The 15,416-nt window shown below is 58.8% G+C and carries 13 protein-coding genes; 6 read left to right on the forward strand and 7 right to left on the reverse strand.

The genetic code is table 11. The features are described 5' to 3' along the window. Positions 1–10: 10 nt before the first annotated feature. Together EC915_RS14115 and EC915_RS14120 are read right to left on the reverse strand one after the other, a co-directional pair. Positions 11–457, reverse strand: coding sequence for a GNAT family N-acetyltransferase (locus EC915_RS14115; RefSeq protein WP_133751159.1), 447 nt, complete (start codon positions 455–457; stop codon positions 11–13). Further along, complete coding sequence (locus tag EC915_RS14120) at positions 450–1,088, reverse strand: FMN-binding negative transcriptional regulator (protein ID WP_133751160.1); 639 nt, start codon at positions 1,086–1,088, stop codon at positions 450–452. The genes EC915_RS14115 and EC915_RS14120 overlap by 8 nt, the downstream gene beginning before the upstream one ends. Positions 1,089–1,176: 88 nt before the next feature. On the opposite strand from EC915_RS14120, the gene EC915_RS14125 reads away from it, so the two are divergent. Beyond that, positions 1,177–2,721: a PLP-dependent aminotransferase family protein gene (locus EC915_RS14125; RefSeq protein ID WP_133751161.1), complete on the forward strand. Its 1,545-nt coding sequence runs from the start codon at positions 1,177–1,179 to the stop codon at positions 2,719–2,721. Positions 2,722–2,904: 183 nt separating this feature from the next. After that, on the forward strand, positions 2,905–4,116 hold the full coding sequence (locus EC915_RS14130; RefSeq protein ID WP_133751162.1) for a YeeE/YedE family protein: 1,212 nt from the start codon (positions 2,905–2,907) through the stop codon (positions 4,114–4,116). Between the two features lie 207 nt (positions 4,117–4,323). Here the strand turns inward: EC915_RS14130 and tkt are convergent, their stop codons facing one another. Then, the gene (gene tkt / locus EC915_RS14135) at positions 4,324–6,435 is read right to left on the reverse strand and encodes a transketolase (protein WP_133751163.1); all 2,112 of its coding nucleotides are present in this window, start codon (positions 6,433–6,435) and stop codon (positions 4,324–4,326) included. A gap of 195 nt (positions 6,436–6,630) precedes the next feature. Between tkt and EC915_RS14140 the strand changes: the two genes are divergently transcribed. Further along, complete coding sequence (locus tag EC915_RS14140; RefSeq protein ID WP_166650992.1) at positions 6,631–7,527, forward strand: bestrophin family protein; 897 nt, start codon at positions 6,631–6,633, stop codon at positions 7,525–7,527. 143 nt (positions 7,528–7,670) lie between these two features. Here the strand turns inward: EC915_RS14140 and EC915_RS14145 are convergent, their stop codons facing one another. The 3 genes from EC915_RS14145 to EC915_RS14155 all read right to left on the reverse strand — a co-directional run bounded on the left by EC915_RS14145 (position 7,671) and on the right by EC915_RS14155 (position 11,832). Then, entirely contained in the window at positions 7,671–8,675 is a 1,005-nt protein-coding gene (locus tag EC915_RS14145; RefSeq protein ID WP_133751165.1) for an asparaginase, read from the reverse strand. Positions 8,676–8,705: 30 nt separating this feature from the next. Then, positions 8,706–10,157, reverse strand: a complete 1,452-nt coding sequence (locus EC915_RS14150) for a sodium:alanine symporter family protein (RefSeq protein WP_166650993.1) — start codon at positions 10,155–10,157, stop codon at positions 8,706–8,708. Positions 10,158–10,407: 250 nt separating this feature from the next. Further along, positions 10,408–11,832, reverse strand: coding sequence for an aspartate ammonia-lyase (locus EC915_RS14155; RefSeq protein ID WP_133751166.1), 1,425 nt, complete (start codon positions 11,830–11,832; stop codon positions 10,408–10,410). A gap of 345 nt (positions 11,833–12,177) precedes the next feature. Between EC915_RS14155 and EC915_RS14160 the strand changes: the two genes are divergently transcribed. Then, positions 12,178–13,095, forward strand: a complete 918-nt coding sequence (locus tag EC915_RS14160) for a LysR substrate-binding domain-containing protein (protein WP_133751167.1) — start codon at positions 12,178–12,180, stop codon at positions 13,093–13,095. Positions 13,096–13,149: 54 nt separating this feature from the next. Here the strand turns inward: EC915_RS14160 and EC915_RS14165 are convergent, their stop codons facing one another. Then, complete coding sequence (locus EC915_RS14165) at positions 13,150–13,797, reverse strand: hypothetical protein (protein WP_133751168.1); 648 nt, start codon at positions 13,795–13,797, stop codon at positions 13,150–13,152. Between the two features lie 332 nt (positions 13,798–14,129). Between EC915_RS14165 and EC915_RS14170 the strand changes: the two genes are divergently transcribed. After that, positions 14,130–14,699, forward strand: coding sequence for a reprolysin-like metallopeptidase (locus tag EC915_RS14170; protein ID WP_133751169.1), 570 nt, complete (start codon positions 14,130–14,132; stop codon positions 14,697–14,699). Between the two features lie 219 nt (positions 14,700–14,918). Further along, positions 14,919–15,410 (forward strand): 5-(carboxyamino)imidazole ribonucleotide mutase, encoded by a 492-nt coding sequence (gene purE / locus EC915_RS14175; RefSeq protein WP_133751170.1) that lies wholly within the window; start codon positions 14,919–14,921, stop codon positions 15,408–15,410. Positions 15,411–15,416: the final 6 nt, after the last annotated feature.

Here is a 15,416-nt window from a genome sequence, read left to right on the forward strand (position 1 = left end):
CTGTGCTCCCTCAAAGTGGTTTACGAAACTGGATAAGGCCGGGGCGCTCGGCAATGCGTTCGTACAGCTGAATAGCCGTTGCATTGGATTCGTGGGTCAGCCAGTGCACCTTGTCAGCGCCATCCTTTTTGGCGGTGGCGTAGACATATTCGATCAGCTTGCGCCCTACACCGGTGCCACGTTGCTCGACCGAGACCAACAGGTCTTGCAGGTAGCACGACCAGTTGATGCTCCAGTTGGAACGGTGGTAGATGAAATGCACCATGCCGACCGCCTTGCCGTTCTGCCAGGCAAGCGCCGCGTTGGTGGGCTCGTTGCTATCGAGAAAGCGCTGCCAAGTGCTTTGTGTCACGGCATCGGTCAGCTCGGTCTTGTAAAAGGCCAGATAGGCGTTCCACAGCGGCAACCAGGCCTCGTGATCGTCAGCGGTGACGGGGCGGATCTGTAGGTCAGACACGGGTTTCTCCTCGGCTCATCAAGCCAGCGATTTGCTGGTCGGTTTGATTCTGGCTGGCAGCCAGCCCTGTGCTCACCCCAGCGATGTCTTCGGCGCTGCGGTTCTGATTGAGCTTGCGCGTGCCTTCCAGCCTGTCTATGGGGATGGCAAAACCGACGATGCCGTTGAGCATCTTTTCGATGTAATCGGCAGGGGCATCGCTTACGGCCCAAGGCTCGGCCCGCGAGGCTTCGTGTTTTTGCGTCAGCGTGCTGACGATCTGCAGCAGCCGGGCGGGGTCTGTGAACACCTCGGCACGGCCATAGGCGTGAACCGCCAGGTAATTCCAGGTGGGTACCACTTTGCCGTGTTCGGCTTTGGCGGCATAAAACGACGGACTGACGTACGCATCGGGACCTTGAAAGATCACCAGCGCTTCGCAAGAGGCCAAGGCCTTCCACTGCGGGTTGGCTTTGGCCAAGTGACCGGACAGTGTGCCGTTGGGCCCTTGGCCGGGGTCGAGCAGCAGCGGCACATGGCTCGCCTGCAGGCCGGTGTCGTCATAAGTGACCAGGGTCGCCAGGCGCGTGCCCTGGATCTGCCGGTGCAGGCAGTCGAGACTGTCCTCTCTGAAATCGCGGGGCGTGTGCATAAGATTTTCCTTGGCGAGTGGCCCAATCCTAGGCAGCCTATTGGTCTGTTGTAAGAGCCACTAACGGTCAATTTCATAGGGCCAATCCATGTCAGTCTCTACGCCATCGTTGACCTTTGATTTCGCCGGGATTGAGCTGGATCGCCAGCAAGGGCTGAGTCGACAGCTTTACCAGACGCTGCGCCAGAGGATCCTCGATGGCCGGCTGGGCGGTGGCACGCGCCTGCCCGCAAGCCGTGATCTGGCGGCGTCGCTGTCGATTTCCCGCAACAGCGTCCTGCGCGCTTATGACCAGCTGTATGCAGAAGGCTTTACTGAAGCACGGAGAGGTGACGGTACTTACGTCGCCCAATTGACCGAGCATGCCGGCGCTGCCAAAAAACTATCCACAAAGGTATCCACAGGGTTATCACCAGGCTTATCAACAGGTTTGTCCACAGTTGTGTCAAATGAAGCTGGCAATTCATCCTGTAAAGTTATCCACAGCACTTCGCTGATGCGTCTCGAAAAGCATCATCTGAGCGCTCATAAGACCGGCTTGCCGCGTGCTTTTCGTATAGGGCTTCCGGCGTTCGATCTGTTCCCGTTTGACGTGTGGGGCAAGCTGCACGCGGCTTTCTGGCGTAAGCCGGGTTTGCATCAGCTTGGGTATGGGGATCCGGCAGGGGAATGGCGGTTGCGGGAGTTGATCGCGATGTATCTGCGAACATCTCGTGACCTGAAGTGTGACGCTGAACAAATTGTGATCACCAGTGGTGCGCAGCAGGCGATTACCCTTTGTGCACAGCTGCTGCTGAACGAGGGTGATGCGGTAGCGTTCGAAAATCCCGGATATCGCGCAGCCGGTCACGCCTTTGCCGTCGCGGGCGCGACGTTGCGCGGCATGTCGGTGGATATCGACGGCATGCGCTGTCCTGACGACGAAAGTCGCTGCACATTGGCCTATGTCACGCCGTCCCATCAGTACCCTTTGGGCGTCACCATGAGCCTTGCGCGGCGGCTGGAGTTGCTGGCTTGGGCCGAGCGGACAGGGGGTTGGATCGTCGAGGACGATTACGATGGCGAATATCGCTACAGCGGCGCACCACTTGCGCCCTTGGCCGCCCTGGATCGAAGCGGGCGTGTGCTCTATGTCGGCACTTTCGGCAAGGTTGCGTTCCCAGCGCTGCGCCTGGGGTATCTGGTGCTGCCGCGCAACTTGGTCAAGCCGTTCAGTCAGCGTCGCGCACTGGACATGCGCCATTCGGAAATCGGCACGCAGGCAGTGATGGCAGAGTTCATTGCGGCGGGGCATTTCCAGCGGCATATCCGTCGCATGAGGCGTGCGGCCTTGAGCCGAAGGGATGCGCTGCTCGCAGGCTGGCCCGAGGATATCCGCGGGTGCAGTGCAATGCCCAAGCCGCTGGCCGGGCTGCATGTGTCAGTTGCAGTAGATAGCCTGCAAAGGGAATCTGAGCTGGTTGCAAAAGCTGAGAGCGTGGGCGTAGAAATTGCTCCACTGAGTGACTACTGGCTGCCGGATTCCGCAACGCCTGTGGATAACCGGGCGGGTCTGGTGTTGGGATTTGCGGCAGTTCCGGAGGCTGATATCGCGTCTGCGCTGCAGCGCTTGCGGGGTATTTGGAAAGATTGATACCGAACGAGTCTTGCGCAGTGGGTTGCTGGCAAATGTGTCCGGTCAGGCCTGGCCGAGTGGAATGACGCATCGCAATCATGAGCAAGCTCACCCACAGCAGACGCTGTATTTTGGGGTTAGCACATGGCATGGCAGCGGTATACTTGCGCCCATTGCACATCCTTTCCCGAGAAACGTCCCATGAGCCTCCCCCTTGCTGCGGCGCCTGAACGCAAGTTCGGCGCGCCTCTTATCGCCTTCATTCTGCTGGTTGTCGGCGGTCTGTTCCTTCAATCCGCTGTCGGCGGCAGGCAAGTCCTGTTGCTCATCGTCGGCGCAGCGCTGGGGCTTACCCTCTACCACGCAGCATTCGGGTTTACGTCTGCCTGGCGGGTATTCATCAATGAACGTCGCGGCGCGGGTCTGCGGGCACAGATGGTGATGCTGGCTATCGCGGTCGTGCTGTTCTTCCCGGCGCTGGGCGCAGGTACGTTATTGGGCAACCCGGTCACCGGTCTGGTAGCACCTGCGGGCGTTTCCGTGGTGTTCGGCGCGTTCATTTTCGGCATTGGCATGCAGATGGGCGGTGGCTGCGCATCGGGCACCCTGTTTACCGTCGGCGGCGGCAACGCGCGGATGCTGGTGACCTTGCTGTTCTTCGTCGTGGGTTCGGTGATCGCTACCCACCACGCGCACTGGTGGTTTTCACTGCCATCGTTCCCGGCCACTTCCATCGTCAAGACCTTCGGTGTCATACCTGCGCTGATCATTAGCCTGGCCCTGTTTGGCGTGATCGCGCTGGTCACCATCAGGCTGGAGAAACGTCGTTATGGCGAATTGGAGGCCGCAGTGACCAGCGAGCACGTTGGCCTGCGGCGTTTGCTGCGCGGTCCATGGCCGCTGGTGTGGGGCGCAATCGCTTTGGCGTTGCTCAACTACGCGACGCTGGCGCTGGCTGGTCGCCCTTGGGGCATCACCTCGGCATTCGCGTTGTGGGGCGCAAAAGTCGCGAGCGGGCTAGGGGTAGATGTTGGCAGTTGGGTGTTCTGGCAGATGCCCGCAAATGCCAAGGCGCTGGCGGCGCCTGTGTGGGAAGACATCACTACGGTCATGGACATCGGCATCATGCTGGGTGCGGCAGTGGCTGCGGGCCTTGCAGGACGGTTCTCGCCAACGCTGAAGATTCCGCTGCGTTCACTGGTCGCCGCTGTACTGGGTGGCCTGCTGTTGGGCTATGGCTCGCGTTTGGCCTATGGCTGCAACATCGGCGCGTACTTCAGCGGCATCGCTTCGGGCAGCCTGCATGGCTGGTTGTGGTTGGTGGCAGCGTTTGCCGGTAATGCGGTGGGTGTACGCATTCGTCCATTCTTCTTCAAGGGTGAGCGGCGTCCGGTGGTGTTGAGCGGGTGCTAATCAGGTACAGCCGATCCAAACCTTTTAGAGGCGCACTTGCCCACGGTTGCTGAACCGCAGCCAGCGAAAGGCGCCAGTCATTCCGGCCCTTTTTGGCAGCGCACTCCACGTCCACACGGCTCATGAACATGTCGGTGAAAGCGTGAGCAGGTCATTGGGGCGAGGGGGCTAACGAATTAGCCCCCTAATGCTGGCAGAAGCCAGGAATTACTTCCCGGCCTGGGCCTTTGCGACCTTCACGATGTTGTCAGCGGTAAAGCCGTACTTGGCCTGCAACTTCTCGAGAGGCGCCGATGCACCGAAGGTGTTCATAACGATCTTTTCGCCGCTCTGGCCGACGTAGCGATCCCAGCCCACAGGCCCTGCCTGTTCCACCACCAACCGTCCCTTGACGTCCGGCGGCAGCACGCTGTCGCGATAGGCCTTGTCCTGGTCTTCGAAAAGCTCCCAACTTGGCATCGAGACGACGCGCGCAGCAATCCCTTCGGCCTTGAGCTTCTCGAAGGCCTCGACGGTCATACCGACTTCGCTGCCGGTGGCAATCAGGATCACATCGACTTTGCCTTCTACCGCGTCAGCCAGGACATATGCACCTTTGGCGACATTTTCAGCACTGGCATATTTCGAGCGGTCCAGCGTCGGCATCGGCTGGCGGGACAGCACCAGGCAGCTTGGCCGATTAGTCTGCGCCAGAGCAACTTTCCAGGCCTCGGCGGTTTCGTTGGCATCGCCTGGGCGCAGAGTTACCAGACCGGGCGTGGCACGCATCTGAGTCAGGTGCTCGATAGGCTGGTGCGTCGGACCGTCCTCGCCCACGCCGATCGAGTCGTGGGTGAAGACAAAGATCACCGGCAACTCCATGATTGACGCCAGGCGGATCGGCGGTTTCATGTAGTCGCTGAACACCAGGAACGTCGAGGTGTACGGCCGGATGTAGGACAGCGCCAGACCATTGGCAATCGAACCCATGGCGTGTTCGCGAATACCGAAATGCAGATTCCGGCCGCTGTAGCTTCCAGCTTCGAAGCTACCTGCACCGTCGAATGTCAGGTTGGTTTTGGTGGACGGGGACAGGTCCGCCGATCCGCCGATGAGCCACGGGATCTGCTGAGCGAAACCGTTGAGCACTTTGCCGCCCGAAGCCCGTGTGGCAATACCCTTGGCGTCTGCATCAAAACTGATCGCGGTGTTGCGCCATCCCTCTGGCATTTCTCCGGCGCGCATGCGCTGGAGTTCATCGGCAAGTGCTGGCTGTTCCTGCTCAAAGCGGGCGAAGGTCTCCTGCCACGCCTTATAGTCAGCGCCATTACGCTCCAGTAGCGCGTCGCGCAGGTAATGACGAGCTTCGTCAGGCACCAGGAAACTGCTGTTCTCGTCCCAGCCGTAAGCTTTTTTGGTCAGCTTGATTTCGTCTTCGCCCAGCGGTTCGCCATGGGCCGACGCAGTATTGTGTTTATTCGGCGAGCCATAGCCGATCACACTATCGACCACGATCAGGGTCGGTGCGTCGTTGGTTTGCTGGAAGGTCTGAATCGCCTTGGCCAGCGCTGCTGCATCGTTGGCGTCCTTCACATGCAGGGTTTTCCAGCCATAACCTTCGAAACGCTTCTGCGCATCGTCACTGTAGGCAAGGTCGGTATGGCCCTCGATGCTGATGGTGTTGTTGTCGTAGATCCAGCACAGGTTGGACAGCTTGAGATGGCCGGCAAGCGAGGCCGCTTCGGCCGTTACGCCTTCCATCATGTCGCCGTCGCCGCAGAGCACGTAAACGTTGTAATCGAACAGCGTGGTGCCCGGCTTGTTGAAGCGCTCGCCCAACCAGCGTTCGGCCATCGCCATGCCGACGCTGTTGGCGCAACCCTGGCCAAGGGGACCTGTGGTGGTCTCAACCCCAGTGGTCATGCGGTATTCAGGGTGGCCGGGTGTCTTGGAATCCATCTGCCGGAACTGCTTGATGTCATCAAGGCTGACGGCTGGCTTGCCCGAAGGTTTACCGTGCTCGTCGATTTCGATGACGCCTGCCAGATGTAGCAGCGAATAAAGCAGCATCGAGGCGTGTCCGACAGACAGCACAAAACGGTCGCGGCTTGGCCAGTCAGGGTGTTCCGGGTGGTAGCGCAGGAAATCTTTCCAGACGGTGTAGCCTACTGGCGCCAGGGCCATTGGCGTACCGGGATGGCCGGAGTTAGCCTTCTGCACGGCATCCATGGCCAAAGTGCGGATGGTATTGATGGTCAGTTGGTCGCGATCCCCGTGCTCTTTGACAGTGCTTGCGGCAGCAGGTCGTTCGGTAGAGTTGGCAGACGAGCTCATTAACATTCTCCTCGTGACGTGTGGCTGATGCTTCCAGATAGGTGTTGAGCACGCGTTCAGCGGGTTCGTTCCATGAAATCTCTGGCAACCGACCAAGCCTGCGATTTGTCGCTGAAATGTTTCAGTCGCGAACCATGCGGGTGATCCGCATTCGAATGCCTGTAGAGAGCCAGGCTCGTTGCCTGGCCGCTGAATGACAGAATGGGGTGGCCTTTGCAGGAAACGATTGTCAAGAAGTACCGCGCCATGATCAGGACCTTTACCTATATCGGTTGGTCGCTGTTCTGGCTGTTGATCTGGGATGTCATTGTCACGGTCGACTTCATGCTGTATCTGGAGCGCAAGATCACCTTGCCGTCGCTGCCGCTGACGTTGCTCGGCTCAGCATTGGTGGTCCTCACCAGTTTTCGTAACACCAGCGCCTATAACCGCTGGTGGGAAGCGCGCACGTTATGGGGTGCGCTGGTTAACAATTCCCGCAGCTTTGCCCGGCAAGTGCTGACATTGATGGACGACGAAAGCGAACTCAATCCGGTCAAGGCCGTATTGCTGCGTCGCCATGTGGCTTATGTGGAATGTCTGTCGGCGCACCTTAAAGGCAGTGATTGCAGTGAAGATGTGACGGCGATGATTGCGCGAGAGGAATACGACCGGCGCAAGCGCAGCAATAACTTTCCCAACGACATCCTCAACGGTTCGGCCGCCATCCTTGCCAGTGAATACAAGGCGGGACGCCTGGACAGCATTCGCCTGGCACGGCTTGAGTCGACGATGGTGGAGATTTCGAACTGCCAGGGCGGTATGGAGCGCATCGCCAACACGCCATTGCCTTATCCCTATGTGACCTTTCCACGGCTGTTCATCACCCTGTTCTGCATCATCGTGCCCATCGGACTGGTGGAAACGCTGGGCTGGTTTACCCCGCTGGCGTCGACCGTCGTGGGGTTCATGCTGCTGGCGATCGAGAAGATCGGCACCGACCTGCAGAGTCCGTTCAAGGCGTCCGAGCATGAGATTCAGATGAAGGCACTGTGCGCGAACATCTCGGGCAATCTGGATTCGATGCTGCGCGATGCGACGGAGAAGAAAGCCTGCTGAATGCAGACGGTGCGTGGGAGCAATCGCACGTTAAGGCTTTCACGAAGGCGGTGCGTCAGGCAGCGCAGCATTCGCTGACCGTCGTCACTTCTGGTTGCTCCCACAGGGCGGTGGGGGATCGATGAGGGTGCGGTGGCCGCGCTTTAACGCAACTCTCCACACACATCCAGCTCTACCAGGCGGCGTACTTCACCAGACGGCAAGTCCGCGCCCAACAGCGCATGCAGTTTGCCGAACGCCGCTTCGCGGGTCATGCCGCCGCCGGAAAGCACCCCCAGACCGCGCAGGCGGCTGCCAGCCTCGTAGACATCCAGTTCGACGCCCCCTTCATGGCATTGGGTGATCGCGATCACACAGATGCCTTGCTGTTGGGCGCGTTGCAGGCTGTCGAGGAACGTTGGATCGTCGCTGGGGCCGGTACCGCTGCCGAAACACTCCAGAACCAGGCCCTGAATCCCGCTATCAATCAGACCGTTCAGTTGCGCGGCGCCAATGCCGGGAAACAGCGGTATCACGGCCACGCTGACCAGTTGTTTCGGTTGGCGGTAATCCAGCGCCGCAGGCAGCGTATCGACGGCCTCACCGCCGCGAGTGCGGTTCAGTGCGGCGAACGGGTTACGGCCAAAGCTGCGGATTTTCGCGCACCGTGTCGGCTGTATCAGCGCGCCATGAAAGTACAAATGCACGCCTGATGGCAGGCCTTTACCCAGCGCTTGCAGTGCGCCGTTGACGTTTTCCCAGGCATCGCTGTCGGCCACGCCGGCTGGCAGCATGGAGCCCGTGAATACGACGGGTGCACTCAGGCCCAGCAGTTGGAAGCTCATCGCCGCCGCGCTGTACGCCAGGGTGTCGGTGCCGTGCAGGATCAACACGGCATCGCAGCCCTGAACGTCAACCGCATCGATCACTGCCTCACGCAGGCGTTGCCAGTAGGCGGGCGTCATGTTGGCACTGTCGATCAGGGGAGCCATCTCGCGAAATTGCCACTGTGGCACCGCCAACGCAGGCTGACCCGCCAGTTGGTCGGCCATCCGCGCTTCGAAACCGGAGGCTGGCGCCAGACCGTTTTCGCTGGCCTGCATGCCGATGGTGCCGCCGGTGTAGAGCACCATCACGTTTATGGCCGGTGCCTGATTGTCGCGATTCATGGATGTCTCCCTGGGCTGACTGTCAGTGGGTCAAGGCGCGTCATTGATCGATTTGTCGCCTGCCACAGGCTTGGCGTTGGCGGCGTTGCTCCCGGGTTTGGGCCAGGCGTTCAAGTCCAGGTCCAGATCAGGGAACTGGCTGGAATCGAAGACCGGAGTCTTGATGCCTGCCTTACGTTGAGCATCGTAGTCGCTCAAGATACGCAAACCGATGTTGAACAGCATCGCCAGGGCAATCAGGTTGACGAACGCCAGCAGGGTCATGGTGATGTCAGCGAACGCAAATACGGTGCCCAGATCTTCCACGGCCCCCCACAGGATCAGCGCCAGCACCAGTGCCCGATAACTGATCAGTGCTTTGCGGCTCTCGCCCAACAGGAAGCGCAGGCTGTTCTCGCCCAAGTAATAGTTGTAGAGAATCGAGGTAAAGACGAACAACGCCAGTGCCACGCTGATGAACAGCTTGCCCCAGTCGCCTACTACCGCCGCCAGCGAGTTTTGCGTCAGCGCGATGCCATCGCCTTCGAAGCCTGGGGTGTAGAAACCCGACAGCAGGATCAGCAGGGCGGTACAGGTACAGATAACGAAGGTGTCGAGGAAGACGCTGAACGCCTGAACCACGCCTTGCGCAACCGGATGCTGGACCTCAGCGACCGCTGCGACGTTGGGCGCGCTGCCCAGACCGGCTTCGTTGGCGAAAACGCCACGTTTGACGCCCATCACGATCGCGCTGCCAATCAGGCCGCCGAACACCTCATCCATGCCGAATGCGCTTTTGACGATGGTCATCAGCATGTGCGGGACGTGTTCGAACTGCACGCCGATCACATACAGGGTGACGCCGATGTAGACCAGCGTCTTGACCGGAACCAGCAGGTCGGCCACTGCCGCGATGCGTTTGATTCCGCCAATGAATACCAGTCCCAGCAGCCCGGCCAGAGCCAGGCCTGCCCAAAGAGGCGATACGCCAAACGCGTCGTTGAGCGAGTGCGTGACTGCATGGGATTGCAGGCCATTGAAGGCGAAGCCGAAGGTCACCAGCAGCAGAACCGCCATGACCATGCCCAGCCAGCGCTTGCCCAGCCCGTGCTGAATATAGAAAGAAGGACCGCCGCGATATTGGCCATCGGAATCGCAGCGCTTGTAGAGCTGGCCGAGGGAGCATTCGAAGAAGCTGCTGGCCATGCCGACCAGGGCGGTGACCCACATCCAGAACACAGCACCCGGTCCACCTAGGGTCACGGCGATGCCGACGCCGGCGATGTTCCCGGCGCCGACACGACCGGCAAGGCTCAGCATCAAGGCCTGAAATGAACTCAACTGTCCCGAGCTGCTGCGCAGACTGTCGCGGAAGACCGCAAACATGTGGAAGAAGTGGCGTAATTGGACGAAACGCGAGCGAATCGTGAAATATCCACCGAGCCCGACAATGAGCACGATCAGCAGTTTTCCCGAGAGGAAGTCGTTGATGACTTCAAGCATTGATGTTTCCTCGCTTTTTAGAGGGTCCGCACTATACCGGTGCGCGTTATTGGAGTCTGTAAACCGTTTCTGCTTTTAAGCTCGTTTCGTCGGCTTGTAGGAAGCGCAGGTGCTGTGACTGGCCCGTCATTCGAAGATTGCGGCCAAAAAAAAGGGCCTGGGAAGTGTCTACTTCCGGCCCTCAAAAGGGTGAGGGGTGTCTAGGCCCCCAGCCTGGTGATCGTGTTGCAGTTGAAGCGGCAGCCTCCCATCAGGCCTTCAGTGGCACCAATCGTGGGGCAATCATGTTCTCAGGGCGCAGGATGTCGGCGAGCATCGCGTCGTCGAGCAGGCCTTCTTCGCGCACCAGTTCCAGTACGCCACGGCCTGTTTCCAGGGCGACGCGAGCGATACGGGTGGCGTTTTCGTAACCGATATAGGGGTTCAGCGCGGTTACCAGACCGATCGAGTGCTCGACCAGCTCGCGGCAGCGCTGTTCGTTGGCGGTGATGCCGACGATGCAGTGTTCGCGCAGCATGTCCATGGCGCGCTGCAGCAGGCGGATCGAGTCGAAGATCTTGTAGGCAATCAGCGGCTCCATCACGTTCAGTTGCAACTGGCCGCCTTCGGCGGCCACGGTCAGGGCCAGGTCATTGCCCATGATTTCGAAAGCGCACATGTTCACCGCTTCCGGAATCACCGGATTGACCTTGCCCGGCATGATCGAGCTGCCCGGCTGACGCGCTGGCAGGTTGATTTCATTGATGCCGGTACGTGGGCCGCTGGACAGCAGCCGCAGGTCGTTGCAGATTTTCGACAGCTTGACCGCAGTGCGCTTGAGCATGCCGGAAAGCAATACGAAGGCGCCCATGTCGGAGGTGGCTTCGATCAGGTCTGCTGCGGGAACCAATGGCTGGCCGCTGATGATCGCCAGACGCTCTACCGCCAAGTGCTGATAACCAGGGTCGGCATTGATGCCGGTACCGATGGCGGTGCCGCCAAGGTTCACTTCGGTCAGCAACTCAGGTGCCAGGCTGCGCAGACGATTGAGGTCTTCGGTTAGGGTCGTGGCGAAGGCGCGGAATTCCTGACCGAGCGTCATCGGCACCGCGTCCTGCAGCTGGGTGCGGCCCATCTTCAGCACGTGGTTGAATTCCTGACCTTTGGCCGCGAAGGCCTGAATCAGGCTGTCGAGGCTGGCGAGCAGAGCGTCGTGACCCAGCAGCAGACCGAGGCGAATGGCCGTCGGGTACGCGTCGTTGGTCGACTGCGCCATGTTCACATCGTTGTTCGGGTGCAAGTGTTTGTATTCGCCTTTGGCATGGCCCATCGCTTCGAGCGCGATATTGGCGATGACTTCGTTGGCGTTCATGTTGGTGGACGTGCCGGCGCCACCCTGAATCATGTCGACCACGAACTGCTCGTGGAAGTCACCGCGAATCAGACGTGCGCAGGCTTCGCTGATGGCCGCATGCTTCTCTTTGCTCAAATGCCCCAGCTGGTGATTCGCATCGGCGGCCGCTTGTTTGACCATGGCAAGGCCGACAACCAGTTTCGGGTAGTGTGAAAGCGGAACACCGGAGAGGTGAAAGTTATTCACCGCGCGCAGAGTCTGGATGCCGTAATAGGCTTCTGCGGGTACTTCGAGGACGCCAAGCAGGTCTTTTTCGATGCGAAATGATGCAGCGGAGGACATGATAGAGAAATTCTCAAAAGAGGCACGGACTGAGCCGGAACGCCTTTAATACTAGGCCTGTGGGTGATTGCGAACCAATGCTGTTAAGCGCTAGCCTATGCACAAACGGCATAATGTTGAGGTGACGTTGGGTATGTGTAGAGCGTGTGAAGGATTGGCACTGATGCCTGACGCCCACGATTCCTTCTGTGGAGCGAGTTGATTCGCGAGGCATCGATACATCCAACAAGGTGTATCTGATGTACAGCCCTCTCGCGAATGAATTCGCTTTCACAGGGGTTAGTCTTCCAATCGAATCAAAGCCAGTTGCCAAACTCGGCAAGACCGGCAGCTCTGGAGAGCACGATGAACCTGGAAAGCAAATGGCTGGAAGACTTCAGCGCTCTGGCCGCGACTCGCAGTTTCTCCCAGGCGGCCGAGCGACGATTCGTGACGCAACCGGCGTTCAGTCGGCGAATCCGCAGTCTGGAAGCTGCGCTGGGCCTGCAGTTGGTCAATCGCTCGCGCACCCCCATCGAGCTGACAGCGGCAGGCCAGTTGTTTCTGGTCACTGCGCGCACAGTGGTCGACCAACTCGGCGAAGTGCTACGCCATCTGCACCATCTGGAAAGCGGGCAGGGCGAGGTCATGCAGATAGCCGCAGCGCACTCGCTGGCCTTGAGCTTCTTCCCGCGCTGGATCGCCCAGTTGCGTAACGAAGGCTTGAACATCGCCACGCGTCTGGTCGCCACCAATGTCGGCGACGCCGTACATGCGCTTCGCGAAGGTGGCTGCGACCTGATGCTGGCGTTCTACGACCCTGACGCGGCGCTGCAAATGGACGCAGAAATCTTTCCATCGCTGCATTTGGGCGTCACGGAAATGCTGCCTGTTTGCTCGACCGATGCTAACGGCACCCCGCTGTTCGATCTGGAAGGTGAACCCAGCGTGCCGTTACTGGCCTACAGCGCGGGTGCGTTTCTGGGGCGCTCGGTCAATCTGCTGCTGCGCCAGCGTAACCTGCGGTTCACCACGGTCTACGAGACAGCGATGGCTGACAGCCTCAAGGGAATGGCGTTGCAAGGACTGGGTATCGCGTGGGTGCCCCGCCTCAGCATTGCCGCCGAGCTTGAGCGCGGTGAACTGGTGATTTGTGGCGGCGCTCAATGGCATGTGCCTCTGGAGATTCGGCTGTATCGCTGCGCGCTCGTGCGTAAAGCCAATGTACGGTTGCTGTGGCGCAAGCTGGAAACGGCCGCCAGCTCAAGCGATGGCAGCCTGTAAGCAGTAGTGGGCATCAAGGAATGGCCGAGAGAAGTCCCTATGGTCCAGCCTCGTTCAAGGTGTGTCTTTGAGATAGTTGCGAATCGATTGTTTAGCTCTGTCACTGTAGCGATAGCAGTTTTTGATGAAGAACACTTCACTCGCGACCATGTTGGTGTTGCACGTCAGCGCAAACGGAAAGCCAATTAATTGGCCGTCGCTATGAGTAGCCCCCAGCAAATGTCCGACTTCGTGAGCAATAGTTCGATAGGCACTTAACGAGGCAATTGCGGAGCGTTTGCCTGATCCGGCAATGCCTTCTGTCAAGAGCGTTAGATTATCCCGAGTAATCAATAAATACTTATGACGCTTGCTGCGGGGCTTGTTTTCACCGATCACGTAGTCAATCACTCGTTGGTCCCACTCATAGAGCGATTTGCCCGCATCGCCCAGACGATAGTCAAAATCCGTGTAGCCAGGTGTGCGCAGGATTGGAACGATTTCCACTTTCCTGTCCGTGATGGATTCGAGGTCTTCGGTGAACCAGGAAAAGTAGTTTGTGTCCAGGTTTCTGATATCCGTATCGCTCAATTCGTCATGCAGAAAAAGCGTAAGGACAATGGGAAGCTTTGCGTTCCAACTCTGGTATTCGCTCGCCAGGATTGAAGCCGGCATGGTACTGATAAGAAGGGTAATCGTAAGTGCGGCAGTCACTCTGTTCATGATGTTTTCTCATCCTTGAGAATTAATTGTGTTGTTTTGCGTATTTAGAAAAGCAAGTCGAAGGTGGTTTGTCAGTCGGACTAATGAGTGTTTGGTGAGGCTGATTTCGTCTGGGCGCGTCGGAAGACGCTGTTAGGGCAGAGAGCGTTCAAGAAGTTCACTCAAAACTTCCTACAGCCTGCCCTGGCTAAAGCCACGCACAGCGCCGTTTTTTCCTCTTTAAAAAATTTGGGTGTGTTGTAATTTTGGTCAGGGCTTGCGACGGAGTTTTCTTGCAAGCCAGTCATCACCGCCCCTCATGATGAGGGGTGGTTAATTAAAAGGACTTAACCATGACAACTGCGACAGAATTCATACGTATCCATGTTTATTACCATGATGATGTCAGTGCAAGTACGCGACGCATCGTGCCGCGCAATTACCTTAAAGACTGTATTACCGAGCTTGAACGAGTTGCGCGGCGTCCGTTCGTCATCGAGTACAAGCATTCGATCCCTGGGGTCACCGACATTGAGTACCAGGGCGGCGATCCACGCCATGCGTTGAATCGGTGGATTTCGGCTGCGCTTGGTTATCAGGACCGCCACATCCGTGCTTCGGAGCGTATTCAGAGATACCTGCTGGTGACGCAGCAGAGCATCAACGATGAAGTGCTGGGTATTGCGCAGGCGCCTGGTGGTTGTGCAATCGCTTCGCTGACCAATTACCAAACCATCGCACATGAGTTGGGGCACACCTTTGGCATGAGGCACGAAGACGCCGAACTGCATCACAATGCTTTCGGGCTTGAATGTGCAACCTACGGATACCCGGAGCAGGGCGGTCTGCGTAGCAACTGTTATCAATACAGCATTAAGAACCGCGAAAACATGGCCCGCTATTTCGCGCAGTATGTGGATTGATTCGCGTCCCGGAGTGCCTCCTTTGACGTGCCAAAACGGGCACCTCGGCCCCCGCTGACTAATGGTCGTCAAAGGGGCTGCCTTCCTTGCGCTTTGCGGTATACTGCGCGGCCTTTGGCCGGTTGCACTGGTCATAATTCGTACAAGCCACGCCGGTTTTTCCCGCGTGGCTTGTTGTTTTTAGACGCGCCTGCGGGCGCCCGATGAAGAGGCACGACGATGAGCGCACTGGTTGGCGTGATCATGGGCTCCAAGTCCGATTGGTCCACCCTTAGCCACACCGCCGATACGCTGGAAAAGCTCGGCATTCCGTACGAGGTCAAAGTGGTTTCGGCGCACCGCACGCCGGACCTGCTGTTTCAGTACGCCGAAGAGGCCGAAGGGCGTGGCATCGAGGTGATCATCGCTGGCGCTGGCGGTGCCGCTCACCTGCCGGGCATGTGCGCTGCCAAGACCCACCTGCCTGTATTGGGCGTGCCGGTGCAGTCCTCGATGCTCTCAGGTGTCGACTCGCTGCTGTCTATCGTGCAGATGCCTGCAGGCATCCCGGTCGCGACCCTGGCCATAGGCAAGGCTGGCGCGATCAACGCCGCGCTGTTGTCGGCCAGCATCCTGGGCGCTAAGCACCCGCAATTCCACGCAGTGCTGAAAAAATTCCGCACTGAGCAGACAGACAGCGTTCTGGACAATCCAGACCCACGCAAGGCCTGAGGTTTT

Origin of the sequence: Pseudomonas sp. LP_7_YM, assembly GCF_004364435.1 — a bacterium.
Taxonomy (GTDB): Bacteria; Pseudomonadota; Gammaproteobacteria; order Pseudomonadales; family Pseudomonadaceae; genus Aquipseudomonas.

What these genes read in the sequence shown, in the direction of transcription:
- EC915_RS14150 (WP_166650993.1), bottom strand. Translation starts at nt 10,157, where the DNA reads ATGCTTGAAGTCATCAACGACTTCCTCTCGGGAAAACTGCTGATCGTG.
- EC915_RS14165 (WP_133751168.1), bottom strand. Translation starts at nt 13,797, where the DNA reads ATGAACAGAGTGACTGCCGCACTTACGATTACCCTTCTTATCAGTACC.
- EC915_RS14155 (WP_133751166.1), bottom strand. Translation starts at nt 11,832, where the DNA reads ATGTCCTCCGCTGCATCATTTCGCATCGAAAAAGACCTGCTTGGCGTC.
- EC915_RS14125 (WP_133751161.1), top strand. Translation starts at nt 1,177, where the DNA reads ATGTCAGTCTCTACGCCATCGTTGACCTTTGATTTCGCCGGGATTGAG.
- EC915_RS14145 (WP_133751165.1), bottom strand. Translation starts at nt 8,675, where the DNA reads ATGAATCGCGACAATCAGGCACCGGCCATAAACGTGATGGTGCTCTAC.
- EC915_RS14130 (WP_133751162.1), top strand. Translation starts at nt 2,905, where the DNA reads ATGAGCCTCCCCCTTGCTGCGGCGCCTGAACGCAAGTTCGGCGCGCCT.
- EC915_RS14160 (WP_133751167.1), top strand. Translation starts at nt 12,178, where the DNA reads ATGAACCTGGAAAGCAAATGGCTGGAAGACTTCAGCGCTCTGGCCGCG.
- EC915_RS14170 (WP_133751169.1), top strand. Translation starts at nt 14,130, where the DNA reads ATGACAACTGCGACAGAATTCATACGTATCCATGTTTATTACCATGAT.
- EC915_RS14140 (WP_166650992.1), top strand. Translation starts at nt 6,631, where the DNA reads ATGGGGTGGCCTTTGCAGGAAACGATTGTCAAGAAGTACCGCGCCATG.
- tkt (WP_133751163.1), bottom strand. Translation starts at nt 6,435, where the DNA reads ATGTTAATGAGCTCGTCTGCCAACTCTACCGAACGACCTGCTGCCGCA.
- purE (WP_133751170.1), top strand. Translation starts at nt 14,919, where the DNA reads ATGAGCGCACTGGTTGGCGTGATCATGGGCTCCAAGTCCGATTGGTCC.
- EC915_RS14120 (WP_133751160.1), bottom strand. Translation starts at nt 1,088, where the DNA reads ATGCACACGCCCCGCGATTTCAGAGAGGACAGTCTCGACTGCCTGCAC.